The 22,135-nt window shown below is 39.9% G+C and carries 19 protein-coding genes and 1 pseudogene; 4 read left to right on the top strand and 16 right to left on the bottom strand.

Going from position 1 to position 22,135, the window contains the following annotated elements; genetic code table 11:
• Positions 1-8: 8 nt before the first annotated feature.
• The 4 genes from AWW72_RS18160 to AWW72_RS18175 form a co-directional block, all read right to left on the bottom strand.
• The gene (locus AWW72_RS18160) at positions 9-341 is read right to left on the bottom strand and encodes a hypothetical protein (protein ID WP_004770539.1); all 333 of its coding nucleotides are present in this window, start codon (positions 339-341) and stop codon (positions 9-11) included.
• Between the two features lie 258 nt (positions 342-599).
• Entirely contained in the window at positions 600-1,052 is a 453-nt protein-coding gene (locus AWW72_RS18165; RefSeq protein WP_047428846.1) for a hypothetical protein, read from the bottom strand.
• 225 nt (positions 1,053-1,277) lie between these two features.
• Positions 1,278-2,195, bottom strand: coding sequence for a LysR family transcriptional regulator (locus tag AWW72_RS18170; protein WP_062848249.1), 918 nt, complete (start codon positions 2,193-2,195; stop codon positions 1,278-1,280).
• A 152-nt stretch (positions 2,196-2,347) separates the two neighbouring features.
• The gene (locus AWW72_RS18175) at positions 2,348-3,328 is read right to left on the bottom strand and encodes an MBL fold metallo-hydrolase (RefSeq protein WP_062848250.1); all 981 of its coding nucleotides are present in this window, start codon (positions 3,326-3,328) and stop codon (positions 2,348-2,350) included.
• Positions 3,329-3,444: 116 nt separating this feature from the next.
• Here AWW72_RS18175 and AWW72_RS18180 point away from each other — a divergent pair, with 116 nt between their 5' ends.
• The 3 genes from AWW72_RS18180 (at position 3,445) to AWW72_RS18190 (ending at position 7,479) form a co-directional block, all read left to right on the top strand.
• Positions 3,445-4,389, top strand: coding sequence for a LysR family transcriptional regulator (locus tag AWW72_RS18180; RefSeq protein WP_062848251.1), 945 nt, complete (start codon positions 3,445-3,447; stop codon positions 4,387-4,389).
• A 131-nt stretch (positions 4,390-4,520) separates the two neighbouring features.
• The gene (locus AWW72_RS18185; protein WP_062848252.1) at positions 4,521-5,591 is read left to right on the top strand and encodes an AraC family transcriptional regulator; all 1,071 of its coding nucleotides are present in this window, start codon (positions 4,521-4,523) and stop codon (positions 5,589-5,591) included.
• Positions 5,592-5,874: 283 nt separating this feature from the next.
• The gene (locus tag AWW72_RS18190; protein ID WP_062848253.1) at positions 5,875-7,479 is read left to right on the top strand and encodes a M28 family peptidase; all 1,605 of its coding nucleotides are present in this window, start codon (positions 5,875-5,877) and stop codon (positions 7,477-7,479) included.
• 337 nt (positions 7,480-7,816) lie between these two features.
• Here the strand turns inward: AWW72_RS18190 and AWW72_RS18195 are convergent, their stop codons facing one another.
• The 11 genes and pseudogenes from AWW72_RS18195 to AWW72_RS18245 all read right to left on the bottom strand — a co-directional run bounded on the left by AWW72_RS18195 (position 7,817) and on the right by AWW72_RS18245 (position 19,460).
• Complete coding sequence (locus AWW72_RS18195; protein WP_004770553.1) at positions 7,817-8,098, bottom strand: hypothetical protein; 282 nt, start codon at positions 8,096-8,098, stop codon at positions 7,817-7,819.
• Positions 8,099-8,453: 355 nt separating this feature from the next.
• The gene (locus AWW72_RS18200; RefSeq protein ID WP_004770555.1) at positions 8,454-8,663 is read right to left on the bottom strand and encodes a hypothetical protein; all 210 of its coding nucleotides are present in this window, start codon (positions 8,661-8,663) and stop codon (positions 8,454-8,456) included.
• 40 nt (positions 8,664-8,703) lie between these two features.
• Positions 8,704-9,297, bottom strand: coding sequence for a LysE family translocator (locus AWW72_RS18205; RefSeq protein WP_062848254.1), 594 nt, complete (start codon positions 9,295-9,297; stop codon positions 8,704-8,706).
• Positions 9,298-9,663: 366 nt separating this feature from the next.
• Positions 9,664-11,382, bottom strand: coding sequence for an acetyl/propionyl/methylcrotonyl-CoA carboxylase subunit alpha (locus AWW72_RS18210; protein WP_062848255.1), 1,719 nt, complete (start codon positions 11,380-11,382; stop codon positions 9,664-9,666).
• A complete protein-coding gene (locus AWW72_RS18215; RefSeq protein WP_062848256.1) occupies positions 11,382-12,965 on the bottom strand; it encodes a 5-oxoprolinase subunit B/C family protein in 1,584 nt (527 codons plus the stop codon). Before AWW72_RS18215 ends, AWW72_RS18210 begins: the two co-directional genes overlap by 1 nt.
• A gap of 32 nt (positions 12,966-12,997) precedes the next feature.
• The gene (locus tag AWW72_RS18220) at positions 12,998-13,813 is read right to left on the bottom strand and encodes a putative hydro-lyase (RefSeq protein WP_155858574.1); all 816 of its coding nucleotides are present in this window, start codon (positions 13,811-13,813) and stop codon (positions 12,998-13,000) included.
• A 2-nt stretch (positions 13,814-13,815) separates the two neighbouring features.
• Positions 13,816-14,580: a LamB/YcsF family protein gene (locus tag AWW72_RS18225; RefSeq protein WP_062848258.1), complete on the bottom strand. Its 765-nt coding sequence runs from the start codon at positions 14,578-14,580 to the stop codon at positions 13,816-13,818.
• A 34-nt stretch (positions 14,581-14,614) separates the two neighbouring features.
• Positions 14,615-15,869, bottom strand: a pseudogene (locus AWW72_RS18230) (NRAMP family divalent metal transporter).
• A gap of 338 nt (positions 15,870-16,207) precedes the next feature.
• A complete protein-coding gene (mumR, locus tag AWW72_RS18235; RefSeq protein ID WP_062848260.1) occupies positions 16,208-17,119 on the bottom strand; it encodes a LysR family transcriptional regulator MumR in 912 nt (303 codons plus the stop codon).
• A 109-nt stretch (positions 17,120-17,228) separates the two neighbouring features.
• Positions 17,229-18,173: a DUF4424 family protein gene (locus AWW72_RS18240; protein WP_062848261.1), complete on the bottom strand. Its 945-nt coding sequence runs from the start codon at positions 18,171-18,173 to the stop codon at positions 17,229-17,231.
• 270 nt (positions 18,174-18,443) lie between these two features.
• The gene (locus AWW72_RS18245; RefSeq protein ID WP_155858576.1) at positions 18,444-19,460 is read right to left on the bottom strand and encodes a fatty acid desaturase; all 1,017 of its coding nucleotides are present in this window, start codon (positions 19,458-19,460) and stop codon (positions 18,444-18,446) included.
• A 214-nt stretch (positions 19,461-19,674) separates the two neighbouring features.
• Here AWW72_RS18245 and AWW72_RS18250 point away from each other — a divergent pair, with 214 nt between their 5' ends.
• The gene (locus AWW72_RS18250) at positions 19,675-20,679 is read left to right on the top strand and encodes an AraC family transcriptional regulator (protein ID WP_062848263.1); all 1,005 of its coding nucleotides are present in this window, start codon (positions 19,675-19,677) and stop codon (positions 20,677-20,679) included.
• Positions 20,680-20,738: 59 nt separating this feature from the next.
• On the opposite strand, the gene AWW72_RS18255 is transcribed toward AWW72_RS18250, so the two are convergent.
• Positions 20,739-22,106: an amidohydrolase gene (locus AWW72_RS18255; RefSeq protein ID WP_062848264.1), complete on the bottom strand. Its 1,368-nt coding sequence runs from the start codon at positions 22,104-22,106 to the stop codon at positions 20,739-20,741.
• Positions 22,107-22,135: the final 29 nt, after the last annotated feature.

Raw genomic sequence — 22,135 nt, forward strand, 5'->3', positions numbered from 1 at the left:
AGCAACGGCTATTTGCTTGCCACTTCCTCCGTAGTATTTTTCACTTTGGCTTTTTCTATCGGCTGTTGCTGCGGTTCTTTTTCTACATCATTTCTGAGTTCAAGATATTCCCGCGCATCCTCTCTACGATGGATACCGCCGAGCTTTAAGGCTTGTGTATCCACTTCCTCATTAATATTGGCTTTTTTCACCGATTGTTTAATAAGCGATTTTTTGCTTTTGTCCGTAGAGATCGGAGCAGCCGGAACAGGCTCTAAATTCTGTAACTTTGCAGATGCATCAGCAGCAAAAGTCACTGTTGATATAATAAAAATAACCACAGAACATAGTGTCTTTTTCATTCTCAAGCCCCAATAATTTTTAATTTTAGTGATGAATATTATCATGTTATGTTGTATCAATTGGCATAAAATTTAGCTTAATCTTTACCTAAATCCGGCCTCCCTCTATCTTTCAATCTGATTCGACGAAAAATAACTTATTCAGCAAGCTTTTGTATTGTTCATCGTGGTTCAAGCCCTGATTTTTATAATATTTACAGCAAAAAGCATAACGATCTCATTTATCTACTAAAGAGATCCGCTGCTTATTCAATCGAATCAGATATTCTTGATTTCTTCTGCGAAGTCATCACTCCTAAAATAAGAGATAATTCTTTCGCCACTATGTTCATTTCGTATATCTAAAACGACATTTGGATCGCTCTGGAAGGTAAATTCAGGCGGAATATTGGCATGAATCGGCGCTAAGCGTTTTACCCCACCTTCCGTAATTTTTTCAATAAAACCTGCAAGCCATAACACAAATTCATCTTTATGCTTGTAGCTCGGGATTAAACTGATATCCAGCGTCATTCGTCGATCTTTGAGTGGCTGCTCAAATCCGTCTACAAAATCAATATAGTTATAAATTAGCTTCAGATCTGTATCGACAAGTTCTTTACGGATTTGTTTAATGATGAGATTCAGACAATCTTGTTTATTGTCGGTAAATCTATCATTTTCCTTAAATTTCCGATAAATATTTTCAGAAATTCTTAAATATTGAGGCATTTCTATTTCCTTTAGGTGCAAGCTATTATTCTTATTTTGAGATGAAAACTATTTTTTAATTGTAAAGATTCCCGCCTTACATGTAAGTAATACGAGAGTTCTGCAACCGCCTACACATTTTTTAATAGAATTGGCTTTATTCATTTTATTATTTTTAGAGAAAACGCTAAGCAAATAATAGACTTAGAGCAAGTCTATCAGTTACTTTGCAAGGTAGCTTAAATATTAATTATAGGGGTTCTCTCGAAAGTAGAGTTGCTTCAAGATTTTTGAGAAATAACTCACCTTATCCAGATATTTCTTATCTGAGTAAATAACGCCCAGATTAAGGTTTACCTTAAAATCCTCTACCAGAACAGCCTCTAAATTATTGTTAGACTTCATATAATGATCAAAAAATGGTTTCGGTAAAATACTTAAACCCTCATCATTTAAAATACTGTCCAATAAAAAATCTATTCCAAAGGCTTCTTTATTCACATCAAAACTTAACTGTTTTTCTTGCAAGACATCACTTAAAAGTTCTCTTAAGTAACATCCCTCAGGCGGCATGACCCACCCTTTTTTGCAACAACTCTCTAAATCGCTATATTGTTTAACGCCTACATTTTTAGACACGATGACCAACGGCACTGCACCAATATTTAAAAAAGATAAATGCGCTGGCAACTTGAAATTGGATGGCAACATGACAATCCCAAGCTCCAACTCCTTATTTTGCACCTGCTGGATCAGGCTTTGCGCTCTGCCCCCATAAATATCAAACTCTGTAGAAGATTGAGCAAATTTATACTTTTCATATAGATACTCAGACAGACCATCCATCAAAGTAATTGAAATACCGACTTTTACTTTTTCCTTAGACAGTCCAATTTCCTGTTCATATACACTTTCCAGCTTTTCAAGTTGTCCAAGAATATAACGCGCCTTAAAATAAACTTTCTCTCCCAGTTGCGTTAATCGTAACGGTCGACTTCTTCGATTAAATAGTTCTCCTTGCACTTTCTCTTCAAGCTGATTGATACGCTTGGTGATCGTGGATTGATTCACGTTCAACTCTTTAGACGTATCTGCCAAAGAAGAACTCTCGACAACATTGATAAAGGTTTCTAAATCTTTAATCTCTAACACTTTAATACTCATTAATTGCTTATGAAAATTTCGGATATTCTCATGACTTCCTTACTGAAAATGTAAGAAAGCACATGAAAATTCGTTATCTTCAAGATAATGGTGCACTTAAATAAGATTAGAATCCGTGATTGGATACATCTTCCTATAAATGAGGATGGTAATTACCAGTTGCCTCTTCGATGGTTAGTCACCCACCGATACATTCCCTGAATATTTGGTATTTTCATCGTACTAAAACCTGTCCAGCTTTGTACTTCAGGACTAAATTTTACGTTTCGATAGAGTTGATCCCATGACTGTCCTGCACGAACCAAATCTAAAACTTGTTGATGTAAATCGATAATGTAATGACGGAGTGCAATCTGATCTGCACGAGTGGCGGGCGTATAATGCCCAACATCAATAATATCCACATCCTGATTGATCACCCAATTCAACGTATCAATCCAGCCTGTGTAATAAAAATCTAAAAAATCATTGTAAGGCATGCTCTTACTTTCGCAGACATCCGTACATTGCAACGCTTTATATTTTGGGAAAAGAACCATCACCATACTGTCGGAATGGCTAGGTGCAACATAATGTAGTAAGACTTCCTCACCTCCTAATGTGATTTTCATATCCTGATCAAAAACTTTATCGGGTAATGCAGTCGGTAATTTCTCTCCGACAATAGGTTCAACCGCGCGTTGATTTGCAATGATGGTTGCACCGGCATTTTTAAAGACCTGACCGCCACTGATATGATCCGCATGAGCATGGGTATACACCACATATTTCACAGGTACATTAAAGCGATTCTTGATCTCATCTTTTAACCAGGTAGATGTACATGTCATTGCTGGATCGATTACCAATGCACCTTCTTTGGTGATCAAGACAAGACCACTATGCACCGCTAGACCAGCACCTGTGGTATGACGATAAAGGTTGCCCTTGACCTGTGTTAAAGCTCGGGGATTATCGGGACATGCAGCCGCAGTAAAATCCGCCAGCACGGGTCGATTCTGATATGCAGACTGATCAAAAGTTTTGCCATTATCATGGGCAGCAACTGAAGTGACTGCACATGACATCAAAAGAAACATAAAAACTTTATTTGTCAAACTCTTACGGATCAGTTGATTTTTATATATACTCATTTATAAAAATCCCATCGATATACCTTTAAATAATTTAGCAACTTAAAGAAATTGACAGAACTCATAAAAATCACAATATACTGTTCTAAAAATAGCAACAATGATTTATAGGGCGAATGGAAAAACTCGACGATCTCTTATTATTTACTGAAGTTGTAGAACACGCAGGCTTTTCAGCAGCCGCGCGTAGCTTAGGCATACAACGCTCTAAATTAAGTCGACATATTGCTGATCTTGAAAATAGAATGGGCATTCGTTTGTTACATCGAAACACCCGAAATGTTGTATTGACGCCAGCAGGTGAACAGGTCTATCACTATGCTGTAGAGCTTAGACAAGCCGCACGCAATGCTTTTTCTGTCGCCTCAGACCTTTCCAGCACACCTCAAGGCACATTAAGAATCGGTTGCTCTTCAACGCTTGCTCAAGAAGCGGTTGTTCCAATTCTGGGCTTGTTCATGCAGGAATATCCTCAAATACGTGTCATTATCCATGTCGCAGACAGCAATATCGATCTGATCAGTTCCAAGGTTGATCTGGTTTTTCGCATTACTTCCAAAGCGCTGGAAGACTCGAGTTTAATTGTACGTCCAGTCTGCGCGATTCCGATGATACTGGTCGCAAGTAAAAACTATAACAACGGTAAAGTCCAAGTAGAACATCCGAGTGAACTGACAGCCTTCAACTATATAACACTAGGGATTCATGAAAATTATGTATTAAAGGACTTTGTCCACAAAAATGGTGATGTATTGAACGTGCAACTTGAACCCTATTTAAGCTGCGGAAATATGTCTGTTATAAAGTCTGCTGTTAAAAATGGAATGGGGATTGCCGTTCTTCCACATTATTTATGTATTGATGAGTTAAAGGAGAAAGAGTTTATTGAAGTCTTTAGCACTCACTCGCCCTGGTCATCCCCTGATTCTTTAATGAATGCACTGCTTCCCACACGACAGAATGTTTTACTCGTCACCAAACTCTTTCTGGATTTTGCGATGCCATTACTGCGTAACAAACTTACTCGATTTGATTTTGATATAGAGAGTTTAAATACATAGACTTAAATCAATTTCACCGTGCGGATTCTCTGACTTACAGGAAAAATGAAGGGGCTGTTTTGAGGTTGTTGAAGATACATAGGCATCGTTATACTAAAAAGATACTATAGATTCATATATTGCAGGGCTCAATGGAAATGAATTTATCCTCGCAAGAACTAGCAGTCGATAGTGCTGTTCTGGTCAGTTTAATTAAGCATATTCTAGATAATGCAGCGATGTTTCAGACCAGCCGCTCAGCTTTGCTCCTTGCCAGTGGCCTTGACGAAGAATTACTGATTGATCCGAATGCCTGTATTCCCCTGTACTATCTGGAACGTATGGTGAATTATTGCTACCAGCTCAATCATGATCCTCTAATTAGTATCAAACTGCTACAACAGCTCGACCCTACAGCTTACGGGGTATTGGGACATTTAGTACCACTGAGCGGTACCTTGGGCGATGCCATCGAAATGATGCAGCGCTACCAGCAATTGATTGGAAGAATCGGTAGAATATCGCTAACAAGAAAATCTAATCTGGTCTATTGGGGCTGGGATTGCAACTCCCAAGATCCGATCTTTGTGCGCTGTGCAACAGAATATAATCTGGGCTACTGGTCTATGCTGGTACGGCTGATCAGGGACAATGGTTATCCCAATTTACTGGCAGTGCACTTTCATCATGAAATGACCGATAAAAATGATATTGCATTGTTAAGCATCTATGAGCAAACATTTCAATGTCCTGTCTACTTCGGCATGCCTGAATCAGCTCTCATTCTGTCAGATAAGGCACTCAACCTTCCACTAAAGACAATGAATGCTGCCCTATATGATAGTGTCGAGCAATTAGCACGCAAACTTCTTGAGCAGATGGCAATAAAAACCACCTTGATTGAACAGGTTAAGGCGCGTATTCGCCTGATGCTTCATCAAGGAAAATCTTCCAGAAAAATGATTGCAATACAATTAGGAATGAATGAACGAACTTTAAGCCGCAACTTACAACAAGAAGGTAAAACCTATAGTCAGCTTTTAAATGAAGTCCGTTTGGAACTTGCAGAAAATTATCTTCAAGATAAGAAAAATACAGTTGAATCGATTACTAGATCTTTGGGCTTTAACACCAGCCATTCATTTATTAGCTGGTTTCGCACACTAACCACTTATACACCTGGGCAATATCAAAAAAATTTGTTGATGTATAAAAAGAAATAAATCTATCTCATGTATCAAGCTTAGTTTGAGTCACACTATTTTCTTCTCTATATTTGCCCTAAAAACACAATGAGATGTCCTGCTTCCGTTATTTTGTCTTCTATCATTTAAGCTTATGCTGGGTAGGCCTATCATTAGGAAATGATATAGATGCGTAAATGGATTGCAATCTATAAGTCTGGTGAATAGCCAACTCATTATTAGATCTTAGCCATCATCCTTTACAAATAAATTAAATTTTAAATAGCGCACATCCAATATGGAGAAAGAAATGAACATCAGGATGAATCAACGTTCATATCGCAAATTTGCCTCAGCTTGTCTATTGGGACTGTTTATTTCAGGTTGTGGAAATGATCATCAGTCCTCTTCAGATACCTCTCCTTCCAAAGATCAAGAATGGCCGACTCAAAGCCTGCCAGCAAGTGCAGCAATTAAGGTTGATGAAACACAATTCTTACCAACCCAGCTCATGCGTGAGTGGCATAAAGAACTCGATGCCTATGGTTTACGTACACCAGGTTCTGAATCACATGAAGCTTATACGCAGGATCTATATAAACGTTTGCAAAAAGCAGGTGTGAAAGATGTACATCTTGAAGAAATCAAGATTAAAGTCTGGGAACCCACTTCATGGAATTTAGGGATTAGTTCTGGTATCAACCAATATGAAACCGTGAGTGCATCTTATGTGCCCTATTCTGGCATTACACCTACTCAAGGCACCACCGCTGAACTTAAATATTTAACACCAACTCAATTACAAAGCTTATTAACTGGGGCTACCTCTATTGAAAGTCTGGCAGCCGAGTATGCAGATAAAATTGTGCTTTTAGATTTTCCAACTCCCGCACTCACTGTAAACTTCTACGCCAATCGAGCAATAAGTACATACGACCCAGATCATACCCTCAACCCATCAGATCCCTATAAACGTTCAGCAAATGGCATGGGTTCTGTCATTAATCTGCTCAAAGGCTTTAAAGCAATTAATGCCAAGGGAATTGTATTTATTGCTAACGATGCAGGCAGTAAAGAACTTGCTCAAATTTATGCACCGTTCTATGCCGAGGTTTATGGTTTACCAGGTTTTTATGTAGATATGGCAACAGGCGTCAAACTACGCCAAGAAGCTAATGCTAAGCATACTGTTCAAATTAAACTGAACGCGACAGAAAGAGAAGTGACGACCCAAAATATCATCGGCACTATTGCTGGAAAAAGTGATGAACTGATTGTACTGAATAGTCATACTGATGGTACGAATGGTGTTGAGGACAATGGACCAAATGCAGTCATTGATATTGCCCAATATCTGACTCGACTACCTCAAAAGTCTTTAGATCGAAGTGTCATGATCATGCTGTCGACGGGCCATTTCTTTGCAGGTAGCGGGATCCGTAGTTTTCTGGATCAGCACAAAAATGATGGTATTGCGGATCGAATCAACGCTGCGATCACGATCGAACACTTGGGTATCAATGAATGGATTCCAAATGAAAAAGGTGTGCTAACAGCAACAGGTAAAAAAGAGTTTGGAGCTATATTTACCTCTAACCAACCTGCCCTTGTCGAGTTATCAAAGCAATGGCCAGTCAATGCCAAAGCGGGCGCAACCTTTATCATGCCGCCATTACATCCAAATGGAAGCTATGCTGAAGATTCGGTCTGGCCAGGTGAAGGACACTATTTCTGGGGCGCTGGTGGTATTCCAACCATCAACTATCTCACAGGACCAGCGTACTTGCTGAACTATGGTCTTGATACCGTAGATTTTGTTGATTTTGATTTGTTACATCGACAAACTGCAGCCTTTACCCAAATGACGATGGATCTAACACGCGTACCACGTAGCGAATTACCACGAAGAGAAACTACGGCAAATTAAAATGCCCTAAACCTCTTCAATGATCTAATCTTTAAAATAAAAGGCATCAGATGATGTCTTTTATTATTTAAAGTCATCATTTTATTGTTGATTTTTAAAATCTTAGGCACTGTTATTTTTTATCTAAATAGCTTGAAAATTTACGGAATTGACAAAGGAATATCATTAAATAGAGCTTTGGATGGGGATGAGATATTGAGTAAAAAATCTAGACTTCTATTTTTAATTTATTCTTATTGAATTAAAATCTTGTTATTTATATTCTTTTAATGAAACAAGAATTTCATACTATCATTCAAATGTCCTCCTTCTATTGACTCCTTTTATACAATATTGATCAGCGCCCCAAACATCTACACTCACCAAATATTTTATAAACAAGTTGCGCAGGTGCATCTAGCGGATAAACTTGTGTATCCTTAAAGTAAAGGATTAAACCATTATCCAGTACGGTCAAGATTTTGTTCTTTATTCTCAATATCACGCCCTTTTTGATTAAGCTATTTAGCTTACCGGCAATCACCTCATATTGATAAAAGGAAACAATCTGCCCTAATTTTAAAGTATTCGGATTAAACCGCTTATACTTTTTACATGTTTTACAAATCCATTCAATCATTAAAGACACCCTATAAAAAAGAGTGTTCATTATATAAAGACATCAACTAAAAAATTATCATTAAAACCATTTAAATTTAACAGTTAATGTATTTAATAAAAATCAGAAATAAGACCACCATTAATTAATATAATTTCTTTATAAAAAACAACAAATCAAATACGCTTAAGCATCTTGTTTATTATATTTTTTTAATTACCAATAATTTTCAAATGCTTGGCTTCTAGGAAATAGATAAATATAAGCAAAAAAATTTAAATAATTCAATCGAATAATAATAGCAAAAAAAAATTCCATGACTTTTGATCATGGAATTCACCTTATCATCGAGAATATAAGTCTCTCAGTAACTCAATTATAATTCCTCTATAAATCTATAGATACGACCATCTTTTGGATTTTCATAAAGAAGTTCCATATTTGGCAGAAGGATCTCTCCTTCAATTTCAATGTGTTCTATTCTTTTAAATAAAGGGATTTCTTGATCATTCGCCTTTCGAATTAAGGCAACGGCTATGTTTTCAGCCTCAAATTGATCCTTTACTTTGATTTTTATATTGTTCATCAAATAACTCCATTTTAAAAATTGAAAAAAGCTAAATAAATTAAAAAGATGTAATTGCCGAAAAAGCTAAAGGCATTGCAAAAAAAGTTAAAATAAAAGCAGCAGTTCGTTGCAAGTTACGTTGATTTAACCAAACGATTTTATTAGAAATCAACATGGTTCCAAAAGCAATCCATAAAAATGCAATTGGCGTAATCAGGGCTAAAAATGTTCCCATATGGATAAAATATTGATCTGGATTCAACCATGCTGTATGTGGAAAGACGGCTGAAGCAAATAATAACGCTTTCGGGTTAAGCAGTGTTGCAACAAATAATGCCTTAGATGTAATCAATGGCTGATTTAAATCAATTTCTTTTGTTGAGGTTAACCAAAGCTTTACAGCTAAATAAATAATAAAAACAGCACTAAATAGCTTTAATAACGGAGGCAACCACGGTACTAAATGGGAAACCGACTCCAGTAAAAATCCCCAAGTTGTAATTGCAATAAGATAGCCTAAAACCTCAGATGGGATTAATTTAAGTGAATGCTTTACACCAACCTGAATTCCAGATGAAGCCAATAATGTATTCGTTGGACCTGGTGTAAGTAAAATCGTAATGATCAAACCAATGAATAAAAATGACACCATACGCAAATTCCTTTGCTAAGTTTGCAAGCGAATATCGCAAATAAAAACAAAGTTTGTCGACTAAAGGGTTGTAACGAAAAATGTAGATTTTCTTGTTAAATATTAAAAAACAATAAGTTAAAAGCAAAAACCAATCAGTTGAAACTTTCCTTAGTTAAGATAAATCTGTGATTAAAATCACAATTTAAAATTAAAACACTCTCTGTAACTTAGTTATATTTCACACAATATTTTGATTCTTCAACAAAATTTAGCCTTCTATCTGGTTATATATTTCTCTATTTCAAATAAACAGGTTGAATTCAGCCTGATAAAGCAGATTAGCGTCATCAGGCCAAAAATTTTCTGTAAGTTTATTAAATAAACTTAACGGATCGTGCCAATGATGCTATCTGCCTGACAAGTCGTACCCTTCTCTGCATCAATCTGAATTATACCACTGCGGTGTGCCAGTACCTGCACTTCCATTTTCATGGCTTCCATAATGGCAACCACTTGACCTTCGGTGACTTGCTCACCATTTTCGACTTTCCAAGCGCTCATCACACCATTAATTGGGGCAAGTAAATGCTCGGCACTCACTTCTGGTTCAGCGGTTTGGGCTTGAACTGCGGTTGCTGGGCCTTGCGCAAACATGCCCGCAGGTAAACCTAAACGATGTAACTTGCCATCAATTTCAATGTAGCTGAGCAACATCGGTTGTTGATGGTTTGGAATACCACGTTTGGTTGGCTTTAACTCTTGTTTAAAGTCATTTTCGATCCAGCGCGTATGTACATTAAACTCATCGGTAAAGTCAGGTTCATTAAGTACTGCACGGTGAAAATCTAAAACCGAAGCCACGCCTTCAATTTTAAATTGTTTTAAAGCACGTTTAGCACGAGCAATTGTAATTTCACGAGTTGGGCCAGTCACAATCAGTTTTGCCATGAGTGAGTCAAAGTGGCTAGACACTAAAGAGCCAGTTCGAACACCTGTATCAACTCGTACACCGTGACCAAACGGCGCTTCGAATAAACTCAACACACCAAACGCTGGAATAAAACCACGTGCTGGGTCTTCGGCATTAATTCGAAACTCAATCGCATGACCTTGTGCTTTTGGTGTTTCTTTAATAGAAAGCACTTCACCTTGAGCCACGCGAATTTGCTCAACCACCAAATCGACTTTTGAGGTTTCTTCGGTCACTGGGTGCTCAACTTGCAAACGCGTATTTACTTCTAAAAATGAAAGCTTGCCGTCACGACTCAGTAAGTACTCAACTGTTCCCGCACCCACATAGTTTGCAGCCTGACAAATGTTTTTTGCCGAGCTTAAAATTTGCTGATAAATCTCGTCGCTAATAAATGGTGCTGGCGCTTCTTCAACTAACTTCTGGTTACGACGTTGCAATGAACAATCGCGTGTACCCAGTACCACAATATTACCGTGCTGGTCAGCAATCACTTGTGCTTCTACATGGCGCGGTTTATCTAAATATTGCTCGACAAAACATTCACCACGGCCAAAGGCAGCTTTTGCCTCTCGTACTGCCGATTCATAAAGCTCTTGAACTTCTTCGAGTTTCCACGCGACTTTTAAGCCGCGGCCACCGCCACCAAACGCCGCTTTAATGGCAATGGGTAAACCAAATTGTTTGGCAAACGCTAAAGCTTCATCTGCGTTATTGAGTGGATCTTGCGTACCCTGAACCAACGGCGCACCAACCGAAGCAGCAATTTTACGTGCTTCGATTTTATCACCTAGTTTTTCAATGGCACTTGGTGATGGCCCTACCCATTTTAAGCCCGCATCAATCACAGCTTGAGCAAACTCGGCACGTTCAGATAAAAAGCCATAACCCGGATGTACCATCGTCGCTTTTGATTTCTTTGCAACTTCAATAATCGCAGGAATATTTAAATAGGTTTCACTGGCAGTTGCACCAGCCAAACCCCATGCTTCGTCTGCAAGTTCGACATGCATGCTGCCAATGTCGTCATCTGCATATAACGCGACCGAAGCAATGCCCATATCACGACAGGCATGAATAATACGAACGGCAATTTCACCACGATTCGCAATCAATAATTTTTCTGTATTCATCATTCATTCTCAAAATCTGTAAATTCGGCAATTTTTTTAAATTTGATGCGGCAACCTGCTGGAATCTGTGCCACCAAGTCCCAATGGTGTTTAGCAACAGAAGCAATAACTGGATATCCACCCGTTAAAGGGTGATCATTCATAAATAAAACGGGCTGCCCACTTGGTGGTATCTGCAAAGCACCAATACATGTGCCTTCACTTTCCAGTTCATGGGTAATTTTGCGCGTTAAAGACTGTTCACCTGAAAGTCTTAGCCCGACTCGGTTGCTTTCATTGGTCACGAGCCATTCTTGCTGACAGAGCAGCTCAATACTGTCTTGTTCAAACCAGTCTGTACGCGGCCCCATCACAATATCCAGCTCAACGACTTCGCCAGCTTGTGGCAAATCATTTTTGCCCACTTCATTTACACTAATGTTGGCTGCCTTTATTTGCCCTTGGTAAATGGTATCTCCAAGCTTTAAAGGCTCTGGTCCTAACACTGCCAAGCTGTCAAACGAAGCACTATTGAGCACTGGTTCAACGTCTATACCACCGCGAACTGCCAGATAGTTTCTTAATCCTGCTGTCGGTGGTTGAATTTGAAATTCATCGCCTTCATCCAAATCAATCGGCTGATAGCTTGCAAAGTCTGCGGTTTGTCCGTCGGCAAATTTCACACGAATGTTTGAAATAGCCCCAGCCACTGCAATAACGCCCGCATGCTGCATTTTGGCTTTTAAGCCACCATTTAAAACTTCAATAACAGGTGTATCGGTTGGATTACCCACAATACGGTTAGCACTATGCATGGCAGATAAGTCCATTGCACCTGCAACCCCAACCCCAATATTGGTCTGGTTTAAGCGCCCTTCGTCTTGAATAAGCATCTGTAAACTTGGCGCAGTGATCGTAAACAGTGGCAAAGATTGTTGAGGCTCAACCTTACGCGTGATTTGCTTCGGTACAGCTACAGTGGTTGGACGATGCGTAACATCTTCAAAATGTACGGTCATGCCCGGTAACAGCAATGCAGGATTTTTACGCTCTAAATCCCACATTTTTTCTGATGTTGTACCAATTAGCTGCCAGCCACCCGGACTGTCTTTTGGGTAAATACCAGAGTATTTTCCAGCCAAACCCAAAGAGCCTGACGGTATTTTTTTACGTGGAACCGTTAAGCGTGGAATATCGGTAAAAGGCTTATCGGGACTGCTCATATAAGCAAAGCCCGGCGCAAAACCAATAAAAGCCACATTCCACACGCTTTCTTGATGTTTTCTAATCACATCGGCAACAGACAACCCTTGTAACTCGGCAACCTGAGCAAGGTCTTCACCGTCGTAACGAATCGGCACAATCACTTCTTGGCTGCTAAGCTCAAAGCCAGAATCAACTTTAAGGCTCTGAATTGAAGCAACCAGCGTTTTAAAGTTGGTTTCAATCTCATTAAAAAAAACCAAAATTGTTTTTGCAGCGGGGACTAAGTCTTTAATTCCATTCAATTGCGTATTTTGCAATTTATTGTACAACGCCAAAGTTTCCTCTAAGCTCGCAAGCTCAATCAGAAAACAGTCGGCGTTTACCGATAAAAAACGCATTTGCTTATCCTTTTAATTGTTCTTTAGTCCAATTAGCCTATCCAAGCACGGTCAGGAATGTCGGTAATAAACATATGCCCTGGTGCATGACTAATCGCAAAAGGAATTTTCGAGTTCATAACGGCGGCTTGCGGTGTTACCCCACATGCCCAAAACACCGGAATTTCACCCGGCTCAATACGAGAAGCATCACCAAAGTCAGGCTTGTTTACATCTAAAATTCCTAAGCTTTCAGGGTGACCAATATGTACAGGTGCACCATGCACGCTTGGCATACGTGAAGTAATTTTTACCGCTTCACTAATTTGATGCGATGGAATTGGCCGCATAGAAACGACCATGTTTCCTGAAATACGCCCTGCCGATTGACACTGAATATTGCTTAAATACATCGGTACATTGGTGTCGTCATGAATATGGCGAACTTCAATCCCCGCTTCTTGCAAAGCTGTTTCAAACGAAAAACTACAGCCAATTAAGAAAGTCACCAAATCAGGATGAGCGTTGTAAATCTCACTCGCATCGGTCACTTCATCGACCATTTCGCCATCTTTCCAAATGCGATAGCGCGGGAAGTCAGTTCGGATGTCTGAGTCTGCTGCAAGCTTAGTTGCATAGATGCCTTCTTCAAGCACATCAAGCACTGGGCAGCTTTGCGGATTACGATGCGCATAGAGTAAGAAGTCATATGCCCACTCTTTTGGCACCGAAATCATGTTGACCTGCGTCATACCCGCAGCCATGCCTGCTGTCGGTTTATCAAAGCCAGCACGAATTTTTAAACGCGCATCTAAAGCGGCTTCAAGCTGAGCTGGGTCGACTTTAATATCCTTATACATGGTGCTCATCCTTATGCTTTATTTACAAATGGGCGGATTTCAATATTGTTTTTTACAAGCTCGGCTTTAATGGCTGCCGACATCTCTAGCGCACCATCGGTGTCGCCATGTAAGCAAATGGTATCGGCCTGAATTGGTGTAAAGACACCGTCAATTGACTCAACCCCACCATTTTTAAGCATTGAAACCACACGGCTCGCAACAAATGCCGAGTCGTGTAAAACCGCACCTTCGAGACGACGAGAAACCAGTGAACGATCGCTGTTATAAGCGCGGTCTGCAAATGCTTCAGACACAACTTTTAAGCCAGCTGCACGTGCCTGCTCGACTAAGTTCGACCCAGCTAAAGCCACTAAAACCAGTTCAGGGTTATACATTTTAATCGCATCAATCACTGCGGCTGCCTGAGCTTGGTCATGTGCAATGGTGTTATAGAGCGCGCCATGTGGTTTAACATATTGCACTTTTGAGCCTGCTACTTTCGCCAAACCATCGAGTGCGGAAATTTGATAAAGCACATCGGCAATCAGTTCGTCACGTGACACATCCATATTACGGCGACCAAAACCAACAAGGTCTGGATAAGACACATGAGCACCAATAGTCACACCAAGCTCAACTGCTTTACGAACCGTTTTTAAAATGCCGAGTGGGTCACCAGCATGGAAGCCACACGCAATATTGGCACTGGTCACGACAGGTAAGATCTGATCATCATTACCCATTTTCCATGAACCAAAGCTTTCACCCAAATCACTATTTAAATCTACAAACATGGCATTATTCCTTTATTACTTCACGCAGTCTGGCTTAAAGCTTGGTCAAATAGTTAAACACTGTCGTAAACGACATATAGCCCATCCACCACGTTAAAAGACATGTTAACCCACCCAAAATAAGTAACCATTTTGGATAGTTATAATTACCCATTAAATCTTTTCGGCAAGCAGCAACATACACAAAAATTGTAAGACCAATTGGCAACACCAGACCGTTAAAACCGCCCACAAAAATGAGTAGACCTGCTGGGGTTGCACCCAATAACACATAGAGCAATAAAGCTAATGCAATAAAGGTAATGGTCGTATAGTTGGTTTGTTTTGGTGTTAAATTCTTTTTAAACGCAGTAAAGAATGACACTGAAGTATATGCTGCGCCAATGGTGCTACTAATACCCGCTGCCCAGAAAATTAAACCGAATAATTTAAAACCGAATGTACCCGCTGCATATTGGAATGCTTGAGCTGCCGGATTGGCATTATGACTAGCAAGATCAATCGTTGCACCGCTCACCACCACACCTAAAAACGCTAAAAACAATACGTAGCGCATGATGCCAACCACAACAATGCCCTTGGTCGCAGCTCTAGCAACTTCATCAATATTTTCAGGGCCAACAGCACCTTTATCGAGTAAACGGTGTGCACCCGCATAGCAGATATAACCACCCACCGTACCACCGACAATGGTGGTAATAATGGCAAAGTCAATCTGATCTGGAGCAAAGGTTTGCTGTACCGCTTGCCCAACAGGAGGCATCACAATGACTGCGACGATGATGATCAGGATGATTTTCAGCAATCCCAACACGATCATGCTTTTATCCATGGCAAGCGTTGCTTTTCTTGATGCAAAAATCAAAATGGCTAACGCACCACTTAAAATACCGCCCCACTTTGTGTCTAGACCAAAAAGTGCATTTAAACCTAAAGCTGCGCCTGCAATGTTACCGACACTAAAGAAAAAACCGCCCAAAATCACCAGAAAAGCCAGTAAATAACCACTACCCGGTAATGCTTTATTGGCAATATCTGATGCACGCATTTGCGTCAGTGTGACTACACGCCAAATATTTTGTTGAACCACATAATCAATCAGAATGGAAACTAAAATTGCGAAGCCGAATGCTGCGCCTAACTTGACTGTAAATACAGCGGTCTGAGTTAAAAATCCTGGCCCCATTGCTGAGGTTGCCATCATAAAGATCGAGGCGACAATGGCCCATTGGCGATCTGATAAAAAAGAAGATTTCAGTAAAGACATATTGAATGCGTTCCTCATCCATTTGAGCTTCATAACGCTATTTTTAATTTGATTCAGAAGTATCATTTTTGACCAATGATCTTCTTCAATCCTTTTCAATAACCAAGATTCTCTGTTCCTGAATGACCACATGAGTTCATCAAATCTTGTATTTAAGATAAAAACACAGCACAGCCAGCTGAACAATACGACTTTTCACATTAACCATTAAACTTAAGATACTGAATTTTAAATATTTTTATTTTTAATATCTTTAATGATAAATTTTACTTATCACGTTCTATAAGCTGTGTTTATCATTGGGCAAATAAGCAATGTTTATAAGAATGAGAAAAAGAACTGGAAAATGCCGCCGATCATTTAGGTATTAATCTGCGCATTCAGTCTTTTCATGGCACTATCCGACACCATCACCGCAACGTCAGTTAATTTTTCTTTCAAGGCCACATCGTTGCCATGAATATACACCGAGGTAAAGTGGAAGGTCTTTAAGCGAATCGGCGTATTTAAGATTTCCAGCCGACCGTCAGTGATCTCCTTCAAGGCGGTTAAGGTCGGTACAACGGCGATGCCCAAACCTTGCTCAGCAAGACGTAGCAATGTTGCTAATGAATAGCTGGTAATTGAAAGTGGTTCATCAATGCCCTGTTCCTTCATTTTTGCTTTGAGTTCTTTATAAGGATAGGTAATTTTTGGATAGGTCAGAATGGTATGAGACATTAATGTCTTAAATGACATTTGCCCAATTCCACCTTTAAACGAAGGTGAAGCAAAAAAACTTAGTTCGAAATTACACAGTGCCTGTTCGATACATTCAAAGGCTAAGGTTGGCCCAAGCAAAAAGGCCATATCCAGATCACCTGTTCGTACACCTTCCTGTAAGTTAGGCGTCAGATCGACCACAATTTCAACTGAAACTTTGGGGAATTCTTGCTGAACCTTTTCGATATATTCAACTAGCCATGTATAAACAATAGTTTCCGATACACCCAAGCGAATTGTGCCAGTCAAATGCTGGTTTTCAGTCAGCTCAGCCACCAGATCCGTCTCTAGGCGCATAAACTTTTCAGCATACTTAAATAGAGTTATGCCCTTATGCGTTGGTTTAAGCTGACGAAAACTTCGATCTAGAATTTTAAAACCAAGATCGTTTTCAAGTGCTGTGATTTTTTGAGATACCGCAGGCTGGGTGGTTTGTAATTTAGTCGCAGCCTTATTAAAGCTATTTAAAGTCACCACCCAATAAAATGCTTCCAGATTCTTTAAATTCACGCTTAATCCTGTGTCGTCTCTCCCTAACTCACCTGATAGTATGAGAGTTACACCCCTGATGACGCTAGGCATTTATTGAATTTTTATGAGGATGACCTTCAGTGAGTGCTTATTTCACAGTCACAAAGATAATATCCAGATCATTTTTGGGAATGAAATTGTGCTTGATCATCTGGAAGCGGGTTGGGCTAATTTTCTCGACGTTTCCCTTCCAGCAAAAAGACACCAGCTCATTTTTATCACGCTCAATCGTCAATTTAAACTTTTCAATTGGCTTGGCCCAGTTTGCTCCTGTGGTCAGGATATAGCTCAAGGCACTAAACGGCGAATGTTCTGCACTGGCTTTTTTTAGTCCCTGTTTAAATTTGGCATCCATACAAAATTTCTGATTATATTCATCTGGATATAACGCAACAGAACCACCGACCAATGGTTGATATGCATGTTGAATCTTGGTCAATGCATTGGCTTTAAAGGTCTGTTTCCAACTATAAATCACTTGAGATGACCACGGAATCACATCATCTTTTTGGAAATTGGCTAGAATTTTTTGTATTTGTGGCTGCTTACATTGTCTCAATTTATCTTGATAATATTCATAATCATCGTTATTTCTAGCCCAAGGATTGAGCATATCGGTCTGAGTAAAGCCACATTGTTTAAATGCATCCGTCGTATCAATGAGCGGCGACGTTTCATCCTTTTGAATAAATGTTCGCACATGCATTTCAGGTTTTATATTTTTTCCATCGACAATAACCTTAAAACTTTTTAGAAGCTGCTCGGTATGCGCAAAATCCGCTTCAAAGAAATTATCGATACGCGGCAAGGGAAATAACACGGTTTCAGTAATATCGTTCTTACTTAAATTGTTATAAACATAATCAACCTTGATCAGCTTTTTGCTAATAAACAAGTCTTCACTTTGCATCGCAATCTGGGCATTTTTGAGATATTGAATGCCGCCTGTCCCAACATAGCCCGTAGAATCATTGGCAAGACTAGATGTTGATAATGGAGCTAAACAAACCAAAGCTACTGCAATTTTTTTCATTTTTTAACTGCTCTAATGGAACTTGTTCTTATCAGATATTCATTAGAATCATAGCGTTTATAGAGCAACAATGTGAAATTTTATTGTGATGGGTGAGAGAAAATTATTTCTATACAGTGAATGTGAATTTTCAATATCAAGATATTTCATTGAATGCGATCAGTGCAGCCTTCTGCATCCAAGAAGAGATTTTACAAGGATTCAATAAAACAATGTCCTGCCAGCGAGAGAAAGAGTATAACGTCCCGCGCTACACTCTTCCTGTTATGCTTAATCGACAATCTTATTCAGTTCCCAACGATTCGCACGCTTGAATGTGCCGAGGTCATTGAATCTAACACCCATATCACGCATCACCTGATGAGCAACGGGTGCAGTCATCTGTCGAAGATAAAAAGGCTCTTTAATCACAAAATGATGGATTGCATGGGTTGAACCAAAATTACAGCAGAATAACTGGAACGGTAGCATCCACCACGGAGTCAACACCTGCGTCTGCTGAATCACATTGCCCAATTCAACATCACCATAATAATGCATATTACTGGTAACAAAGTGCAGGCAAAAAGTCCGTAAAACATTTGGGGCAACCCATACCACGGTCAAAATATTGATCACGTGCATGACTTGTAATGTCGTTGCTGACCATACAATCGGTGCATCAACAATACTTGAAATCGCATTCAGGGCATGGAAACCTAGAAACACATACCAGATTGACCAGTGAATGATACCCAAAGGAAAATAGGCAGCTAAACTCCGCTTAATCACCATTTTTCGGAGATGACTGTCTTTCAGCTTAAATACTCTAAATAAAACAGATAGCCCATTATCGCCCGTAGCAAAAAAGCGCAGTACCCCCCATTGCTCACCGTTCCATAATGCTCTTTCCTCAACATCTTTTTCTGTACCCGAACATTTATGATGATTGAAATGCAGTTCTCGACGTAACCAGGGATTAATGGTACTTGGTCGAGCCAGCCAAACCAGCCCCATCATTAAATGATGTGCCCACGGTTTTTTACGAAAATACATCCAGTGAATCAGATCATGTTCTAATTCATGGGTGAAAGAAGCAAAAAATGCAATCAGCGGAATAGTCCACCACACGGAAAGCTGTTGTGTGATGTAAAAATAGGCGGTAGCGCCCATTCCGAGTAAGGAAAATAATAGAATTAAAGCGCCAATGGTATTTTGGTGATTTAAAACAGAATAACGTTTTCTCAATCTAACGCCTTCGTCCATAACGACAAGTTTAATATGTTCTGTTTTTTCGGTATCAGTCATACCTGCCGGATCTTTGTATACGTAGCTCATCATCGTTCCTCGATGTTCTTATGACTCTACTGTATTTAGATCAGTGATTTGATGCTTAACCCGAAACGCCAATTTATTGGCTATAGATGCCAATTCATGATTGTCAGCAGAATTGAATAAAAAAATGATGAAAAAAACCTTATACTCAGTTCAAGAATGAGAATTAAACGTTATAGGACATGACATGCCACAGACGGCCACAGCATTGACAAGTTGGGTAAAAGCAATTCAAAAAGCCCTTGAAAAAGCAGGTTGTGATAGTAAAAGTTTAATTGAACAGGCTGGACTAGATATACAGGCGCTGAATGATCCGAATGCCCGCTACTCTCTGCAACAAACCGCACGTTTATGGCAACTGGCAACCGCGGCAACACAAGATTCATGTTTTGGGCTTAAAGTCGCCAATCAGGTCAATCAACATACCTTCCATGTTCTGGGACATTCTTTGGCGACCAGTACCACACTCAAAGAGATGTTTATCCGAATCATCAGATATTTTCGTTTGGTAACGGACATTCCAAAACTGGAGTTCTATGACAAAGACCAGAATCATTACTTCATCATCCATGTGCCTGATGAAGTTCAGTACGAATCAATCGATGCTTTTATTTCCGTGTTTATCCGTTCATGCAGAGCGTTGCAAGGATCACTTTTTTCACCGTTACGGATCGAGTTAAGACGTTCTGAGCCCAGTGATCTCGAAACATATCGCAGTATTATCAAAGCCCCTCTTATTTTCAATGCACCCCAAGATATGATTGTCTTTGATACGGCGACGATAGAACTTCCGCTGGAAGGTGCGAATCCGATCCTGTCACAGGAATATGATGAAATTATCATGCGCTATTTGGCACGTTTCGATAAGGAAAATATTCAGGCAAGGATCAAGGTAAAAATTATTGAAAATCTCGCGGCAGGAGAAATACAACAACAAGAGATTGCTAAAAGTCTCGGGCTGAGCACGCGTAGTCTGCAACGAAAACTGTCTTTAGAAAATACCTCATATAGTGAAATTTTGGATAAGACGCGGCAGGAACTGGCAAGCTCTTATATCAAAAATAATTCTTATAGTATTACTGAGATTGCCTATATTCTCGGCTTTACAGATGTCAGCAGCTTTACGCGGGCATTTCGTCGCTGGACCGATTGCTCTCCACTGCACTACCGTGAAAATCTCTCCAAAACCTGATTTTTCCCTCTTAAAATAAAAAAAAATACATCAATTGCGATGTATCTTTTTTCAAAGCCTTACTTCTTATTCAATAGTTCCAGCATCGAAACAGTGGTGATTTTTACCCCCATTGGCAATGCCTTTAAATCGACAACATAATTCGGACTATGCGGGAGATAAGGTACAGCTTGTCCCTTTAATTTCGCCGCAGCAAAAGTAAGTGGATTGGCAACCCCAACAAACATAAAAGTAAATGGAACATCTTTCTGCTCATCGATTAAATGATGCACATCCTCTGATCCCATGAATGCAGGGAAATCATTCACCACCTTTTTATCACCCAATAATGCTTTTAAAGGCCCATTTAGGCGGTTAGAAAGATCTTTATCGTTCACCACAGGTGTTACAGAACCTCTCATGGTCAGTTCGGGGAGTTGATCTTTTTCCATGCCTTGCATCTGGGCTGCGCCATCACTTATGAGTTTGATGCTATTGAGCATATTGTCGCGGACTTTTGGATTAAACCAGCGGATATTCATTTTGACCAAAGCCGAAGACGGCACAGCGTTATTGGTCGCGCCGGCCTGAATTGAACCGACAGACAGTGCCGCTGGCTCTTGAGCACTGACCACATTGCCCATAATCGTCTGATATTGGGTAATCGCATTAGCCGCCATATTAATCGGATTCTTAATTAAGTGAGGCACTGAGCTATGCCCAGCAACACCTTTAAATAAAACATCGAGCTGATCTGTTCCTGCCATACGTGGACCTGGTGCATTCAATACCATACCGACTGGAATAGGCGTGGTATGCACTGCAAAGAAATAATCAGGTTTGGGTAAATTATATTTTTTCCATAAACCATCAGCCAACATCGCTTTCGCACCTGTGACCGGTTCTTCAGCGGGCTGGGCAACCAGAATAATGGTACCACTCCATTCATTCTTCAAAGCCGCCATGGTACGCGCCATTCCTAGCATCCATGTCACATGTGCATCATGACCACACATATGCGCAACTGGCGTTTCAGTACCATCAGCAAGTTTAGCGCGAACCTTGCTGGCATAAGGCAAGCCGGTCGCCTCTTCTATGGCTAATGCATCCATATCGGCACGATACATCACCGTTGGGCCTTTGCCATTTTTTAAAACACCGACCACACCTGTTTTGGCAATACCTGTCGAAACCTCAAAACCTAAAGCTTTTAGTTCATTGGCTACAATTGCAGAGGTACGGGTTTCCATAAATCCCAATTCAGGATGTTCGTGAATATCCTTGTAAGTTTTGCTCAACCATTCTGTTTGACCATCAATAAGGTCTAATGCTTTTGCCGATACCGCAGGGAGACTTGCTTTTGCTTCATCGGCATGTACAGCGCCTGCATTGACGAGCAGAAATGCTGTTACTCCGATCCAACCCCATTGATTCACAACTTTTTTCATTGTCTAAATTCCTTTCTCAATGAACTTTT

Source organism: Acinetobacter sp. NRRL B-65365, assembly GCF_001605865.1.
Classification (GTDB): domain Bacteria; phylum Pseudomonadota; class Gammaproteobacteria; order Pseudomonadales; family Moraxellaceae; genus Acinetobacter; species Acinetobacter vivianii.